Source organism: Shigella dysenteriae, from assembly GCF_022354085.1.
Classification (GTDB): Bacteria; Pseudomonadota; Gammaproteobacteria; order Enterobacterales; family Enterobacteriaceae; genus Escherichia; species Escherichia coli.
This window is the reverse complement of record NZ_CP055055.1, coordinates 4,040,279-4,054,603: the sequence shown is the minus strand read 5'-3', so window position 1 is coordinate 4,054,603 and position 14,325 is coordinate 4,040,279. Positions and strand designations below refer to the sequence as shown.

The window sequence follows — 14,325 nt, the reverse complement described above, 5'->3', positions numbered from 1 at the left end:
TTTAGCAATTCATAAACGAAAATAAGCCGCGCATTCCTTTCGGAAGCACGGCCTTACAACTACAACTCGGTCTGATCGGAGAGCAACGCTCTCGGGGAATTAGTACAGACGAGTGCGGCGTGCGTTTTCGCGAGCCAGTTTCTTCGCGTGACGTTTCACTGCAGAAGCTTTAGCGCGCTTACGTTCGGTAGTCGGTTTTTCATAGAACTCACGACGACGAACTTCCGCCAGAACACCTGCTTTTTCGCAGGAACGCTTGAAGCGACGCAGAGCTACGTCGAACGGCTCGTTTTCACGTACTTTAATTACCGGCATGTGCCTCTCACCTTTGATTAATTCGGTTTGCCGCTGGCATCAACGCCAGCTTATTTCAAAATGGTGCGGAATTTTACTGCAATTGCTGCTGCTTTGTAAAGCACCGCGGCCTTTTTTGAAAGGGACTTTTATAAGGGTGAGGAGTATACACGAGGCTTTCTCCAGGGGCGAACAAAGTTTTACATCAACCCGCATTGGTCCTACACTGCGCAGTAATAAAGCGAGGTAAAACAAGTCATGCGTGTACTGGGTATTGAAACTTCCTGCGATGAAACCGGCATCGCCATTTACGACGATGAAAAAGGTTTGTTAGCCAACCAATTGTATAGTCAGGTGAAATTGCACGCTGACTACGGCGGCGTCGTGCCTGAACTGGCCTCCCGCGATCATGTGCGTAAAACCGTACCGTTGATCCAGGCGGCGCTAAAGGAGTCTGGTTTAACGGCAAAAGACATTGATGCTGTGGCCTATACCGCAGGCCCTGGATTAGTCGGCGCGCTACTGGTTGGCGCGACCGTGGGGCGTTCTCTGGCGTTTGCCTGGGACGTTCCGGCGATCCCTGTACACCATATGGAAGGGCATCTGTTAGCGCCGATGCTGGAAGATAACCCCCCGGAATTTCCGTTTGTCGCGCTGCTGGTTTCCGGCGGTCATACGCAGTTAATCAGCGTGACTGGCATTGGTCAGTACGAGCTGCTCGGCGAGTCTATCGATGATGCCGCCGGTGAAGCGTTCGATAAAACCGCGAAGCTGCTGGGGCTGGATTATCCTGGCGGACCGTTACTGTCGAAAATGGCGGCTCAGGGTACTGCCGGGCGCTTTGTTTTCCCGCGTCCGATGACCGACCGTCCGGGGCTGGATTTCAGCTTCTCCGGCCTGAAAACCTTCGCGGCAAATACCATTCGTGACAACGGCACCGACGACCAGACGCGTGCTGACATCGCCCGCGCCTTTGAAGATGCGGTGGTCGATACGTTGATGATTAAGTGTAAGCGTGCGCTGGATCAGACGGGCTTTAAGCGACTGGTAATGGCCGGCGGCGTGAGTGCTAACCGCACGTTACGGGCGAAGCTGGCTGAAATGATGAAAAAACGCCGCGGCGAAGTGTTCTACGCGCGTCCGGAATTTTGTACTGATAACGGCGCGATGATCGCCTATGCCGGAATGGTGCGGTTTAAAGCAGGCGCGACGGCGGATCTTGGCGTTAGCGTGCGTCCGCGCTGGCCGCTGGCGGAGTTACCGGCTGCGTAAAACTATCGGGTGCCGGAGAGTTACTTCCGGCACCGTCCTTACTTAAAGCAACACCACGGGCATCCACAGTAAGCCGGTAATCACCAGCAACACGAGGAATATCAGCCCAAAAATCGCCCCCAGTCGCCAGTAATCCGCCGTTGGCAGATAACCACTGCCGTAGTAAATCGGACTGGGGCCGGTGGCGTATGGTGTAAGAATGCTCCCCAGACCAATTGCCGCACCAACCATCAGGCAGAACACCGGCAGCGGGATTTCCGGCATCGCCAGCGCAGCGGCAATCATCATCGGTGCGAGAGCGGAGGTATACGCCGTGGCGCTGGCAAAAAAGTAGCGCAGCAGATAAAACACCACAATCAACGCCACCATCACCATCGTCGGCGAATAACCGCTTAAGCTGCCTGCTAACAGTTTGCCAAACCAGCTAATAAAACCGGTGTTGTTGAGTCCGGTCGCGAGGGTGATAAGCGAGGCCAGCCAGAAGAAAACGTTCCACGCGGCTTTATTACTGACAATGTCGTCCCAACTGATAATGCGCAGAAGCAGCATCAGCGCCACCACGCTGTAACCGACCATCGCGGCATCGATATAATCACCGCCGAAAATCCACAGCACCAGCGCGCCTACCATCAGCCCCAGCATCCGTTTTTCACGCGAACAGAGCGGGCCCATTGCCTGCAGTTCCGTCTCTGCCCAGCGCGGCACCTGATCGCCTGACTTCAGTACAGGCGGGTACAGCACGTAAGCCAGCCAGGGAACCAGCAGGACCAGTAAAATACTGAGCGGCAACATCCCGAGGAACCAGTCGCCCCAACCCAGCGTGGCGTGAGATGCGCTTTTCATCAGTCCAATTAACAGCAAGTTAGGAGCCATCGCCGTCAGGAAAATGGCGCTGGTCACGCAGTCGGCAACAATCCCCATCCACATGATGTACGAGCCAATACTGCGCGAACTGCTGTCGTTTGGTTGTGATTGATAGAGCGGCGGCAGGTTACGGATGATGGGATAGATAATCCCCGCACCACGCGCCGAGTTGGACGGTGTGACAGGTGCGAGGATCAGCTCGGAGAACATCACCGCATAGCCAAGAAACAGCGTGCGATGCCCCATCTTTTTCACCAGAATCAGCGCGATACGTCGCCCCAGCCCGGTTTTTTCATAGCCTGTGCCAAACATAAAGGCGGCGAAAATCAGCCAGATAACCGAATTAGAAAAACCGGAAACGGCCCACGAGAGGGATTTTGCAGTGAATTTAAAGCCTGGCTGAGCGAGCTGCTCCGGGCTGAACAGCAGCCAGGGAGAGAGTATGGCGATGATGGATATACCCACCATCGCCACCACGGCACCCGGCACGGGTTCGAGGATCAGTCCAACGATCACGCCAGTAAAAACAGCAAAGTAGAGCCAGGTATGACTCTCCAGCCCTGCGGGAACCGGAATTAGAGCAATAATGGCGATGACCGCCAGCGGCGCAAGGTATCGCCACCATTCAGTGGAAGGTTTCATCGTGTTATGCCTGCGAAAAAGGAGAGGGGCGAGCCTCTCCGGGAGGGTTATTTGATGTAATGGACGTGCTCGCAGATCTCTTCCACGATGGGATCGCGGCGTTCGGCGAACAGCTTTTTGTTTTCGGCTATCAGGTTGTTGCCGTGGGTATCAATAGAGACAATCAGCGGGCCGAACTCTTTGACCCGGCAGACCCACAGTGACTCCGGCATCCCGAGTTCTGTCCAGTGCACCTCTTCAATCTCTTCCACCTGGGTTGCCGCCAGCACCGCGCAGCCTGCCGGGAAAATCACATGTAGCGCCTTGAATTTCTGACAGCCTTCTTCGGTCAGCGGCCCCATTCCGCCTTTGCCGACCACCAGTTTCACGCCGGTCTGCTCGATAAATTCACGTTCAAAACTTTCCATACGCATACTGGTTGTCGGACCGACGGAAACCATCTCCCATTTGTCGCCGTTTTTGCGCACGATGGGGCCAGCGTGGAAAATCGCTTTGCCGTTGAGATCGTAAGGGATCGGACGTTTCAGTTCGATCAATCGGCGGTGACAAACGTCACGGCAGGTCACCAGCGTACCGGTCAGATAGATCACATCGCCGACGTGAATATCTTGCAGATCTTCAGCTTTGATCGGGGTTGTCAGGATCTTTTTCATAACGCGCTCCGGGTGTGAGACAGATTTTCAAAGGTGAGATCGGCATGAACCAGCAGTGTGCCGCGACGATGCGCCCAGCAGCCGGTAGAAACAGCAACGCCGATGGTTGACGGATGGCGGGCGGCAGATTCGATATGCACGCCCATCACTGAACTGTTGCCAGTCAGCCCTTGTGGACCAATCCCCAGACGGTTGAGTCCTTCTTCCAGGCGTAGCTCCAGCTCTGCCGCTTTTGGATTGGGGTGGCGGCTGCCAATCGGGCGCAAAATGGCTTTACGCGAGAGTACGGCGGCGGTTTCCACCGAGGTGGCGATGCCCACGCCCACCAGTACCGGTGGACAGGCGTTTACGGCGAGGGTGGAGATATTTTCGAAGACAAATTTCACCACGCCTTCGTAGCCTTCTGACGGCATTAACACTTTCGAGCGGCCTGGTAGCGTGCAGCCGCCGCCTGCCATGTAAACTTCGATTTCCGCATCGTCACCGTCGGGGACGATATCCCAGGTGACCCACGGTACGCCACTGCCGGTATTTTTGCCTGTGTTCACTTCGTCAAAAATTTCTACCGCATTGTGACGTAGTGGCGCTTTGACGGTTGCCTCTTCCACGGCTTGTTTGAGTATGCTTTGCAGCTCGCCAAGCAGTGGGAAGCGGGAACCGACTTTAACGAAGAACATAATCTCCCCGGTGTCCTGACAGGCAGGACGATTCAGGTCAATCGCTTTTTGCATGTTGTCGAACATCGTATGGTAGATAATTTTCCCCATCGACGACGTTTCGGCATCCTTTAGCTGTTTTAGTTTATCCACCACGTCATCAGGCATTCGGGTAGAAATCATGGCGGTAAAGTTAGCGACAATCTCCGTCAACTTATTCACTGCCTGTTGCTTATTACTTTCGCTCATCATGGCAACTCCAGTTTCTGTATTTGTCTTGAAAAATTCACCGCCACAAACTACCACTAAAAATGTGGTTTTATATTTTTTGCCACCGTGAATATGTAATTAACAGTTCGTGAATCAACGCGAAAATAAGAATGAATATTGCGCCAGAGCAGGGAATGGCAATGTTTTGCGAAATACACTGCGCTTATCACAACTGCGGATAATTAACGATGCTGAATAGCTGGCCTTTAGCCAAAGATTTGCAGGTACTGGTAGAAATCGTCCACAGCGGGAGTTTTAGTGCTGCAGCGGCGACGCTTGGGCAAACGCCTGCATTTGTCACCAAGCGGATCCAAATCCTTGAAAATACGCTGGCAACAACGCTGCTGAACCGCTCCGCTCGCGGCGTGGCGCTGACTCAAAGTGGCCAACGTTGTTACGAACATGCGCTGGAAATCCTCACCCAATATCAGCGACTGGTCGATGACGTCACGCAAATCAAAACGCGCCCGGAGGGGATGATTCGTATTGGTTGCAGTTTTGGTTTTGGGCGCAGCCATATTGCGCCAGCCATTACCGAACTTATGCGCAATTATCCTGAGTTACAGGTGCATTTTGAATTGTTCGATCGGCAAATTGATTTAGTGCAGGATAATATTGATCTGGATATTCGTATTAATGACGAAATTCCTGATTATTATATTGCGCATCTGTTAACGAAAAATAAAAGAATATTATGCGCAGCACCTGAGTATCTGCAAAAATATCCGCAGCCACAATCATTACAGGAATTAAGTCGTCATGACTGTCTGGTGACCAAAGAGCGCGATATGACCCACGGAATATGGGAGTTGGGGAACGGTCAGGAGAAAAAATCGGTGAAGGTAAGCGGGCATCTTTCCTCCAATAGCGGCGAGATTGTGCTGCAATGGGCGCTGGAGGGCAAAGGGATTATGCTGCGTTCCGAGTGGGATGTGTTGCCGTTTCTGGAGAGTGGCAAACTGGTGCAAGTATTGCCGGAGTATGCACAAAGCGCCAATATCTGGGCTGTTTACCGGGAGCCGCTCTATCGCAGCATGAAATTACGTGTCTGCGTGGAATTTCTGGCGGCATGGTGCCAGCAACGGCTGGGCAAGCCCGATGAAGGCTATCAGGTCATGTAGATCCACCAGAAATCACTCGGGATCCTTTTCGCGCTTTCTTTTGAATTTCGTCCAGATTTTTGTCTCCTGACGACGCCACAGACGCTGGATGTTGTCATGATGACGCAGCAGGATCAGGCAAGAGAGCATCGAAACCGGGAAGGTGAATTGTGGCTTAAACCACCAGACATAAAACGGAGCAATCAGTGCACTGACAATCGCTCCCAGCGACGAGTATCCGCTCAATAGCACGGTCAGTAACCAGGTTCCCGCCATTACTCCGGTGAGATCCCAGCCAATGGGTGCGATGGCACCAAAAGCGGTAGCAACGCCTTTTCCTCCTTTAAATCCGAAGAAAACGGGCCAGATGTGTCCAAGACAGGCGGCGATGGCAATTAAGCCTAGCCAGAAGGGGCTGACACCTAATTCATACGCGCCCCAGACGGGCAACATTCCTTTCAGAACGTCGAAAATCAGTACTGCTACGGCTGCTCCCTTGCCACCGATACGTAACACATTGGTTGCGCCTGGATTGCCGGAGCCGCTGGTTCGCGGATCGGGCAGCCCACACAAGCGGCAAACCAGAATGGCACTGGAAATGGAGCCGCAGAGGTACGCGATGAGGATCATTCCAGGCGCGATTGCACTCATAAGCTGTTCCGTTTTGAAAATTCGTGTTCAACGATGAATCTGTGGATAATACGCACATTTCGCCGGAAGTGGTATCCGGTTAGCCAAAAAGCAGGCAGGACGTGATGGATATTGTATTTATAGAGCAACTTTCGGTAATCACCACTATTGGTGTTTACGACTGGGAACAGACCATCGAACAGAAGTTAGTGTTCGATATCGAAATGGCGTGGGATAACCGTAAAGCGGCGAAAAGTGATGATGTGGCGGATTGCCTCAGTTACGCTGACATTGCAGAAACGGTGGTCAGCCACGTCGAGGGGGCGCGTTTTGCGCTGGTGGAACGCGTTGCTGAAGAGGTGGCGGAGCTGCTGTTAGCACGCTTCAACTCGCCGTGGGTGCGTATCAAACTCAGCAAGCCAGGCGCAGTGGCGCGGGCGGCGAATGTTGGCGTAATCATTGAGCGTGGCAATAATCTGAAAGAAAATAATTAATTTTACAGCTGTTAAACCAAACGGTTATAACCTGGTCATACTGCAGTAGTTCGGACAAGCGGTACATTTTAATAATTTAGGGGTTTATTGATGAGCGATATGCACTCGCTGCTGATAGCGGCAATATTGGGTGTGGTCGAAGGATTGACAGAATTTCTGCCGGTATCCAGCACGGGCCATATGATTATTGTCGGTCACTTGTTGGGGTTTGAGGGCGACACGGCGAAAACCTTTGAAGTTGTGATCCAGTTAGGATCAATTCTGGCGGTAGTAGTGATGTTCTGGCGGCGTCTGTTTGGCCTGATTGGCATCCACTTTGGCCGCCCGTTGCAGCACGAAGGAGAAAGCAAAGGTCGTTTAACGCTGATCCACATTTTGCTGGGGATGATTCCGGCGGTGGTACTGGGGCTGTTGTTCCACGACACGATTAAGTCATTGTTTAACCCGATAAATGTGATGTATGCGCTGGTCGTTGGCGGTTTGTTGCTGATTGCCGCCGAATGCCTGAAGCCGAAAGAGCCGCGTGCGCCGGGTCTTGATGATATGACCTATCGTCAGGCGTTTATGATTGGCTGTTTCCAGTGTCTGGCGCTGTGGCCGGGTTTCTCCCGTTCCGGGGCGACCATTTCAGGTGGGATGCTGATGGGGGTGAGCCGTTACGCTGCTTCCGAGTTTTCGTTCCTGCTGGCGGTGCCGATGATGATGGGCGCAACGGCGCTCGATCTCTACAAAAGCTGGGGCTTCCTGACAACCGGCGATATCCCGATGTTTGCCGTTGGGTTTATCACCGCTTTTGTGGTGGCGCTGATAGCGATTAAAACCTTCCTGCAATTGATTAAGCGCATTTCGTTTATCCCGTTCGCCATTTATCGCTTTATTGTGGCGGCTGCGGTGTATGTCGTGTTCTTTTGATTGAGGAATAGTGTCGGATGCCTGGCGTTGTCCACGATTGCGTAGGCCGAATAAGGCGTTCACGCCGCATCCGGCAATCAACGCCTGATGCGACGCTTGCGCGTCTTATCAGGCCTACAACTGTCGTTGACATGTAGCCGGATAAGGCGTTTACGCCGCATCCGGCAAAATGCCCAATACTCATTCAGGCTTTGGGCAACGTTGTTCCTTCCAGCTGGCTACCGCCGCAATCCGCCGTCGGGTCAGCTCCTCGCGAATCTCCACGCCTTTAAATCCCGCTTCAACGACCGCTTTTGTCGGCACTGACTGCGCCACTTCCCAGGCTTCGCGCAACCAACGGCCTTGCGGGTAGTCCGCTGATTCAAAACCGGTTCTGCCGCGCACGTCAGCCTCGCTGGTTAGCGCCAGTTGCTCGACACGCTGCGGTTTACGCCAGGCATCGATGGAATCAAATAATTTGACGATGGTTTTTGGGTTCAGCATTGGGAAGGTGTGGATGAGATCGTGAAACTCAGCCACCAGTCTGGCTAAATCGCGAATTTCATTTGGCACGCGCAGACGCTGGCATAGTTGTTCCACTAACTTAACACCCGCCGGGCCATGACCATGATGACGCGGCCAGAGTTCTGGCGGCGTCAGTCCTTTACCGAGATCGTGGCATAAAGTTGCGAAACGGACATCGACCTGCGGACTCAGCATCGCCGCCATTGAGAGCGTCATTAAGGTATGAATACCCGTGTCGATTTCCGGATGCCACCTGGCAGGGGCCGGAACACCAAACAGGGCGTCAATTTCCGGGAATAAAACGCGCAGTGCGCCGCAATCGCGCAGTACCTGGAAGAACACCTGTGGATTGCGGGTGGTGAGGGCGTTTTCTGTCTCTTTCCATACCCGTTCAGGCGTCAGGTGTTCCAGTTCACCCGCATGGGTCATCTCGCGCATCAACGCCAGAGTTTCATCGGCAATACGAAAACCGAGGTGGGCATAACGCGCAGCAAAACGCGCCACGCGCAATACGCGTAACGGATCTTCGCCAAAAGCCGGGGAAACATGGCGCAACAGACGATTTTGCAGATCGCCCAGACCGTTGTACGGGTCGATAATCTCGCCGTTATCGTCCTGGGCCAGCGCATTAATGGTCAGATCGCGACGCTTAAGATCATCTTCCAGCGTGACATCCGGTGCGGCATAGCAGGTAAAACCGGTGTAACCGGAGCCGGATTTCCGTTCGGTACGTGCCAGCGCATACTCTTCATGCGTTTGCGGATGCAGAAACACAGGAAAATCGCGGCCTACCTGCTGGTAGCCCGCGTCGAGCATCTCCTGTGGCGTACTGCCGACCACTACCCAATCTCTGTCTTTGACCGGTAGCCCTAACAATGCATCCCGAACAGCACCACCGACCAGATAAATCTTCACGCCATCATCCCTTCGTCAAATACACAATTCCTAATAATAAGACAGTGCAACGAAGAAGGCGATTTAGTTCATCCAGCGATCTTTGCGTTTGCGGCTTGGGATCAGGTGCGGCAGTACCAGACCGAGCAGCAAGCCAAGCCCCAGCACGCCACCGCCATACATAAACCATTGCATGATGATGGTGCGCTGTTTGTCATCCAGCTGTACGCTGGCGGCATCGACCTTTTTCTGCGCGACAATCAGCTCGTTTTTCAGTTTCTGATTTTCTTCTTTTAACCCGTTGATCACGCTGTCGCTCTGCGCCACTTTTTGCTGCATTTCTGCGGTGCGCTGATTCCAGGTGTTATCGATATTGGTGAGTTTATCGGTCAGAGTTTTGACCTGATTTTCCAGATCTGGCACACGGGAGCGCAGGCTTGGTTCAGTGCTAAGTTGTTTCAACGGGATCCAGGCGGTACGGCCAGAGCTGTCTTTCACCTGGGCATAATTGGTGTTGGCGTCAGTTTGTAATAAGGTCACTTCCTCGCCGGCGTTAACCGTGCCCACGAGGCGATAATGATCTCCCGGACCGCTACGGACCCAGGTATTCAGTTCGTCAGAAACATAGCGCGTTTCTTCAGCGTGTGAGACGGCAGTCGCGCTAAGTGCGAGTAAAGTTAATCCGATCAGGCGTAATTTTGGCATCAGGCTGTCGTTATTGTCATGGAAAGTGGAACGATAGTAGTGGCATCAGTGTCGCTACGCAAAGCATTCGACATCAATCGGAATCCTCTGTGTCAGGTCTTGCCACTGCTTCAAACTTTTACGCCCGTCAAATTGCCCGTTGCATGGCAATTTGGCGCAAAATACTATCTACTGACAAAAAAGATCGCATTAAGTTCGCCGTTCATCGTCACTTATGTGACATAACCGATAAGTAAAGGCCATGGCTCAGGAAATCGAATTAAAGTTTATTGTTAATCACAGCGCCGTTGAGGCGTTGCGTGACCATCTCAATACGCTGGGCGGCGAGCACCATGACCCCGTGCAGTTACTGAATATTTACTACGAAACGCCGGATAACTGGCTGCGTGGGCACGATATGGGCTTACGTATTCGTGGCGAAAACGGTCGCTATGAGATGACCATGAAAGTTGCAGGAAGAGTGACAGGCGGCTTACACCAGCGCCCGGAATATAACGTGGCGTTGAGCGAACCGACGCTCGACCTGGCGCAGTTACCGACGGAAGTCTGGCCGAACGGCGAATTGCCCGCCGATCTCGCTTCCCGCGTACAACCGCTGTTCAGCACCGATTTTTATCGCGAAAAATGGCTGGTGGCGGTCGATGGCAGCCGAATTGAAATCGCTCTCGATCAGGGTGAGGTGAAAGCGGGGGAATTTGCTGAACCTATCTGTGAGCTGGAACTGGAGCTGCTTAGCGGCGACACGCGCGCGGTGCTGAAACTGGCGAACCAACTGGTATCGCAAATCGGATTACGCCAGGGCAGCCTGAGCAAAGCGGCGCGTGGCTATCATCTGGCGCAGGGCAATCCGGCGCGTGAAATCAAACCGACCACCATTTTGCATGTTGCGGCAAAAGCCGATGTGGAACAGGGGCTGGAAGCGGCGCTCGAGCTGGCGTTAGCGCAATGGCAGTATCATGAAGAACTGTGGGTACGCGGCAACGATGCGGCGAAAGAACAGGTGCTGGCAGCCATTAGCCTGGTCCGTCATACGCTGATGCTGTTCGGTGGTATTGTGCCGCGTAAAGCGAGCACTCACTTACGTGATTTGCTGACCCAATGCGAAGCGACCATTGCTTCTGCGGTTTCTGCCGTGACGGCGGTCTACTCTACCGAAACGGCAATGGCGAAGCTGGCGTTGACCGAATGGTTGGTAAGCAAAGCATGGCAGCCATTTTTAGATGCCAAAGCGCAGGGCAAAATCAGCGACTCCTTCAAACGCTTTGCCGATATCCATCTTTCCCGCCATGCCGCTGAACTGAAAAGCGTTTTCTGCCAGCCGTTAGGCGATCGCTACCGTGACCAGTTGCCACGCCTGACGCGTGATATTGACTCAATACTGTTGCTGGCGGGTTACTATGATCCTGTCGTCGCGCAAGCCTGGCTGGAGAACTGGCAGGGGCTGCATCACGCTATTGCGACCGGGCAACGCATCGAAATTGAACATTTCCGTAATGAGGCAAACAATCAGGAACCGTTCTGGTTGCACAGCGGAAAACGTTAATCAGGCAAGGATAAAATCGCTTATGAAGCCGCTCTCTTCACCGTTACAGCAGTACTGGCAGACCGTTGTTGAGCGGCTGCCAGAGCCTTTAGCCGAGGAATCACTTAGTGCACAGGCGAAGTCAGTACTTACTTTCAGTGATTTTGTGCAGGACAGCATAAGTGCGCATCCAGAGTGGCTGACGGAACTGGAAAGCCATCCGCCGCAGGCCGACGAATGGCAGCATTACGTTGCATGGTTGCAGGAGGCGCTCAGTAATGTGAGTGACGAAGCCGGGTTAATGCGCGAGCTGCGGCTGTTCCGTCGGCGCATCATGGTACGTATCGCCTGGGCGCAAACGCTGGCACTGGTTACTGAAGAGAGCATATTGCAGCAGCTCAGCTATCTGGCGGAGACGCTGATTGTTGCGGCGCGTGACTGGCTATATGACGCCTGCTGCCGCGAGTGGGGAACGCCGTGCAATGCGCAGGGCGAAGCGCAACCGCTGCTGATTTTAGGCATGGGTAAGCTGGGCGGCGGGGAACTGAATTTCTCCTCAGATATCGATCTGATTTTTGCCTGGCCGGAACATGGTTGTACGCAGGGTGGACGCCGGGAACTGGATAATGCGCAGTTTTTTACCCGCATGGGGCAGCGGCTGATTAAAGTGCTGGATCAACCAACGCAGGATGGCTTCGTCTATCGCGTGGATATGCGACTGCGTCCGTTTGGCGAAAGTGGCCCTCTGGTGCTGAGCTTTGCCGCGTTGGAAGATTATTACCAGGAGCAGGGGCGCGACTGGGAGCGTTACGCGATGGTCAAGGCGCGTATTATGGGCGATAGCGACGGCGTCTATGCTAACGAGTTGCGTGCGATGCTGCGCCCGTTTGTTTTCCGCCGTTACATCGATTTCAGCGTCATCCAGTCGCTGCGCAACATGAAAGGAATGATTGCCCGTGAAGTGCGTCGACGCGGTTTGACCGACAATATCAAACTTGGCGCGGGTGGCATTCGTGAAATTGAATTTATCGTCCAGGTATTCCAGCTCATTCGCGGCGGGCGCGAACCGTCGCTGCAATCGCGCTCTTTACTGCCAACGCTCAGCGCCATTGCTGCGCTGCATCTGCTTTCTGAAAACGATGCTGAACAATTGCGAGTGGCGTATCTGTTCCTGCGGCGTCTGGAAAACCTGCTGCAAAGCATTAACGACGAACAAACCCAGACGCTTCCTTCTGATGAGCTTAATCGTGCGCGGCTGGCGTGGGCGATGGACTTTGCTGACTGGCCGCAATTGACCGGGGCGCTGACCGCACATATGACCAATGTGCGCCGGGTGTTTAATGAATTGATTGGCGACGACGAAAGTGAAACTCAGGAAGAGTCGCTGTCGGAACAGTGGCGTGAGCTGTGGCAGGATGCGTTGCAGGAAGATGACACTACGCCAGTGCTGGCGCATCTTAGCGAGGATGATCGCAAACAGGTGCTAACGCTGATTGCTGATTTCCGCAAAGAGCTGGATAAGCGCACCATCGGGCCGCGAGGACGTCAGGTGCTCGACCATCTGATGCCGCATCTGCTAAGTGATGTCTGTGCGCGTGAAGACGCTGCCGTTACGCTGTCGCGCATTACCGCCTTGCTGGTGGGGATTGTTACCCGCACCACCTATTTAGAATTGCTCAGTGAATTCCCCGCGGCGCTTAAACATTTGATTTCTCTGTGTGCCGCGTCGCCGATGATTGCCAGCCAGCTGGCGCGTTATCCATTATTGCTGGATGAATTGCTCGATCCAAACACCCTTTACCAGCCGACGGCGACCGATGCCTACCGCGATGAGTTGCGCCAGTATTTGCTGCGCGTGCCGGAAGATGACGAAGAACAGCAGCTTGAGGCGCTGCGCCAGTTCAAACAGGCGCAGCTGTTACGCATTGCGGCAGCGGATATTGCGGGGACGCTGCCGGTAATGAAAGTGAGCGATCACTTAACCTGGCTGGCGGAAGCCATGATAGATGCTGTCGTACAGCAGGCGTGGGTTCAAATGGTGGCCCGCTACGGTAAACCAAATCACCTGAACGAACGCGAAGGCCGCGGTTTTGCGGTGGTCGGCTACGGTAAGTTGGGCGGCTGGGAGTTGGGCTACAGTTCCGATCTTGACCTGATCTTCCTCCATGATTGCCCGATGGATGCAATGACTGACGGCGAGCGGGCAATCGACGGGCGACAGTTTTATCTGCGTCTGGCGCAACGCATTATGCATCTGTTCAGTACGCGTACTTCTTCCGGCATTTTGTATGAAGTGGATGCTCGACTGCGTCCGTCCGGGGCCGCGGGAATGCTGGTGACATCCGCAGAAGCATTTGCCGATTATCAGAAAAACGAGGCCTGGACGTGGGAACATCAGGCGCTCGTACGTGCGCGTGTAGTGTACGGCGATCCGCAGCTCACCGCGCACTTTGACGCAGTGCGTCGCGAGATTATGACGCTGCCGCGTGAAGGTAAAACTCTGCAAACGGAAGTGCGGGAAATGCGCGAGAAAATGCGCGCTCATCTCGGCAATAAACATCGCGATCGCTTTGATATCAAAGCTGATGAAGGGGGAATTACCGATATCGAATTTATTACCCAATATCTGGTGTTGCGCTACGCTCATGAAAAACCGAAGTTAACGCGCTGGTCAGACAACGTGCGTATTCTGGAACTACTGGCGCAAAACGACATTATGGAAGAGCAGGAAGCGATGGCGCTGACCCGTGCTTACACTACGCTTCGCGATGAACTTCATCATCTGGCATTACAGGAATTGCCGGGCCATGTGTCGGAGGATTGCTTCACCGCAGAGCGTGAACTGGTGCGGGCAAGCTGGCAGAAGTGGCTGGTGGAAGAATGAAGTATGGTATTATCGCGCGCAAATTTTGA

At 53.7% G+C, this 14,325-nt stretch carries 13 protein-coding genes; 6 read left to right on the top strand and 7 right to left on the bottom strand.

Going from position 1 to position 14,325, the window contains the following annotated elements:
- Nucleotides 1-99 precede the first annotated feature (99 nt).
- A complete protein-coding gene (gene rpsU / locus HUZ68_RS19335) occupies nt 100-315 on the bottom strand; it encodes a 30S ribosomal protein S21 (protein ID WP_001144069.1) in 216 nt (71 codons plus the stop codon).
- A 237-nt stretch (nt 316-552) separates the two neighbouring features.
- On the opposite strand from rpsU, the gene tsaD reads away from it, so the two are divergent.
- A complete protein-coding gene (tsaD, locus tag HUZ68_RS19330; RefSeq protein WP_001264352.1) occupies nt 553-1,566 on the top strand; it encodes a tRNA (adenosine(37)-N6)-threonylcarbamoyltransferase complex transferase subunit TsaD in 1,014 nt (337 codons plus the stop codon).
- Between the two features lie 42 nt (nt 1,567-1,608).
- Here the strand turns inward: tsaD and ttdT are convergent, their stop codons facing one another.
- Genes ttdT through ttdA form a run of 3 tightly spaced genes read right to left on the bottom strand, consistent with a single transcriptional unit; the run spans nt 1,609 to nt 4,633 of the window.
- Complete coding sequence (ttdT, locus tag HUZ68_RS19325) at nt 1,609-3,072, bottom strand: L-tartrate/succinate antiporter (RefSeq protein ID WP_033815009.1); 1,464 nt, start codon at nt 3,070-3,072, stop codon at nt 1,609-1,611.
- Between the two features lie 47 nt (nt 3,073-3,119).
- Nucleotides 3,120-3,725 carry a L(+)-tartrate dehydratase subunit beta gene (gene ttdB / locus HUZ68_RS19320; protein WP_000722945.1) on the bottom strand — a complete coding sequence of 202 codons (606 nt, stop codon included), beginning with the start codon at nt 3,723-3,725 and terminating at the stop codon, nt 3,120-3,122.
- Entirely contained in the window at nt 3,722-4,633 is a 912-nt protein-coding gene (gene ttdA / locus HUZ68_RS19315) for a L(+)-tartrate dehydratase subunit alpha (RefSeq protein WP_000986806.1), read from the bottom strand. Before ttdA ends, ttdB begins: the two co-directional genes overlap by 4 nt.
- Before the next feature lie 206 nt (nt 4,634-4,839).
- Between ttdA and ttdR the strand changes: the two genes are divergently transcribed.
- Nucleotides 4,840-5,772 carry an L-tartrate utilization transcriptional activator TtdR gene (ttdR, locus tag HUZ68_RS19310; protein ID WP_239593963.1) on the top strand — a complete coding sequence of 311 codons (933 nt, stop codon included), beginning with the start codon at nt 4,840-4,842 and terminating at the stop codon, nt 5,770-5,772.
- 12 nt (nt 5,773-5,784) lie between these two features.
- Here ttdR and plsY read toward each other — a convergent pair whose 3' ends face one another.
- Complete coding sequence (plsY, locus tag HUZ68_RS19305; RefSeq protein ID WP_001272796.1) at nt 5,785-6,402, bottom strand: glycerol-3-phosphate 1-O-acyltransferase PlsY; 618 nt, start codon at nt 6,400-6,402, stop codon at nt 5,785-5,787.
- A gap of 104 nt (nt 6,403-6,506) precedes the next feature.
- Between plsY and folB the strand changes: the two genes are divergently transcribed.
- Together folB and bacA are read left to right on the top strand one after the other, a co-directional pair.
- Nucleotides 6,507-6,875, top strand: a complete 369-nt coding sequence (gene folB, locus HUZ68_RS19300) for a bifunctional dihydroneopterin aldolase/7,8-dihydroneopterin epimerase (protein WP_001295541.1) — start codon at nt 6,507-6,509, stop codon at nt 6,873-6,875.
- A gap of 90 nt (nt 6,876-6,965) precedes the next feature.
- Complete coding sequence (gene bacA / locus HUZ68_RS19295) at nt 6,966-7,787, top strand: undecaprenyl-diphosphate phosphatase (RefSeq protein WP_001305111.1); 822 nt, start codon at nt 6,966-6,968, stop codon at nt 7,785-7,787.
- Nucleotides 7,788-7,967: 180 nt separating this feature from the next.
- Here bacA and cca read toward each other — a convergent pair whose 3' ends face one another.
- Nucleotides 7,968-9,206 carry a fused tRNA nucleotidyltransferase/2',3'-cyclic phosphodiesterase/2' nucleotidase/phosphatase Cca gene (gene cca / locus HUZ68_RS19290; RefSeq protein WP_001626006.1) on the bottom strand — a complete coding sequence of 413 codons (1,239 nt, stop codon included), beginning with the start codon at nt 9,204-9,206 and terminating at the stop codon, nt 7,968-7,970.
- 63 nt (nt 9,207-9,269) lie between these two features.
- Nucleotides 9,270-9,890, bottom strand: coding sequence for a TIGR04211 family SH3 domain-containing protein (locus HUZ68_RS19285; protein ID WP_001125331.1), 621 nt, complete (start codon nt 9,888-9,890; stop codon nt 9,270-9,272).
- 241 nt (nt 9,891-10,131) lie between these two features.
- Between HUZ68_RS19285 and ygiF the strand changes: the two genes are divergently transcribed.
- A complete protein-coding gene (gene ygiF / locus HUZ68_RS19280; protein WP_001626004.1) occupies nt 10,132-11,433 on the top strand; it encodes an inorganic triphosphatase in 1,302 nt (433 codons plus the stop codon).
- A 22-nt stretch (nt 11,434-11,455) separates the two neighbouring features.
- A complete protein-coding gene (glnE, locus tag HUZ68_RS19275; RefSeq protein WP_033815011.1) occupies nt 11,456-14,296 on the top strand; it encodes a bifunctional [glutamate--ammonia ligase]-adenylyl-L-tyrosine phosphorylase/[glutamate--ammonia-ligase] adenylyltransferase in 2,841 nt (946 codons plus the stop codon).
- The last annotated feature ends 29 nt before the right edge of the window (nt 14,297-14,325 follow it).

Excerpts from the sequence above, each read along its gene's own strand:
- rpsU (WP_001144069.1), bottom strand. The coding sequence starts at position 315 with ATGCCGGTAATTAAAGTACGTGAAAACGAGCCGTTCGACGTAGCTCTG.
- tsaD (WP_001264352.1), top strand. The coding sequence starts at position 553 with ATGCGTGTACTGGGTATTGAAACTTCCTGCGATGAAACCGGCATCGCC.
- ttdT (WP_033815009.1), bottom strand. The coding sequence starts at position 3,072 with ATGAAACCTTCCACTGAATGGTGGCGATACCTTGCGCCGCTGGCGGTC.
- ttdB (WP_000722945.1), bottom strand. The coding sequence starts at position 3,725 with ATGAAAAAGATCCTGACAACCCCGATCAAAGCTGAAGATCTGCAAGAT.
- ttdA (WP_000986806.1), bottom strand. The coding sequence starts at position 4,633 with ATGATGAGCGAAAGTAATAAGCAACAGGCAGTGAATAAGTTGACGGAG.
- ttdR (WP_239593963.1), top strand. The coding sequence starts at position 4,840 with ATGCTGAATAGCTGGCCTTTAGCCAAAGATTTGCAGGTACTGGTAGAA.
- plsY (WP_001272796.1), bottom strand. The coding sequence starts at position 6,402 with ATGAGTGCAATCGCGCCTGGAATGATCCTCATCGCGTACCTCTGCGGC.
- folB (WP_001295541.1), top strand. The coding sequence starts at position 6,507 with ATGGATATTGTATTTATAGAGCAACTTTCGGTAATCACCACTATTGGT.
- bacA (WP_001305111.1), top strand. The coding sequence starts at position 6,966 with ATGAGCGATATGCACTCGCTGCTGATAGCGGCAATATTGGGTGTGGTC.
- HUZ68_RS19285 (WP_001125331.1), bottom strand. The coding sequence starts at position 9,890 with ATGCCAAAATTACGCCTGATCGGATTAACTTTACTCGCACTTAGCGCG.
- ygiF (WP_001626004.1), top strand. The coding sequence starts at position 10,132 with ATGGCTCAGGAAATCGAATTAAAGTTTATTGTTAATCACAGCGCCGTT.
- glnE (WP_033815011.1), top strand. The coding sequence starts at position 11,456 with ATGAAGCCGCTCTCTTCACCGTTACAGCAGTACTGGCAGACCGTTGTT.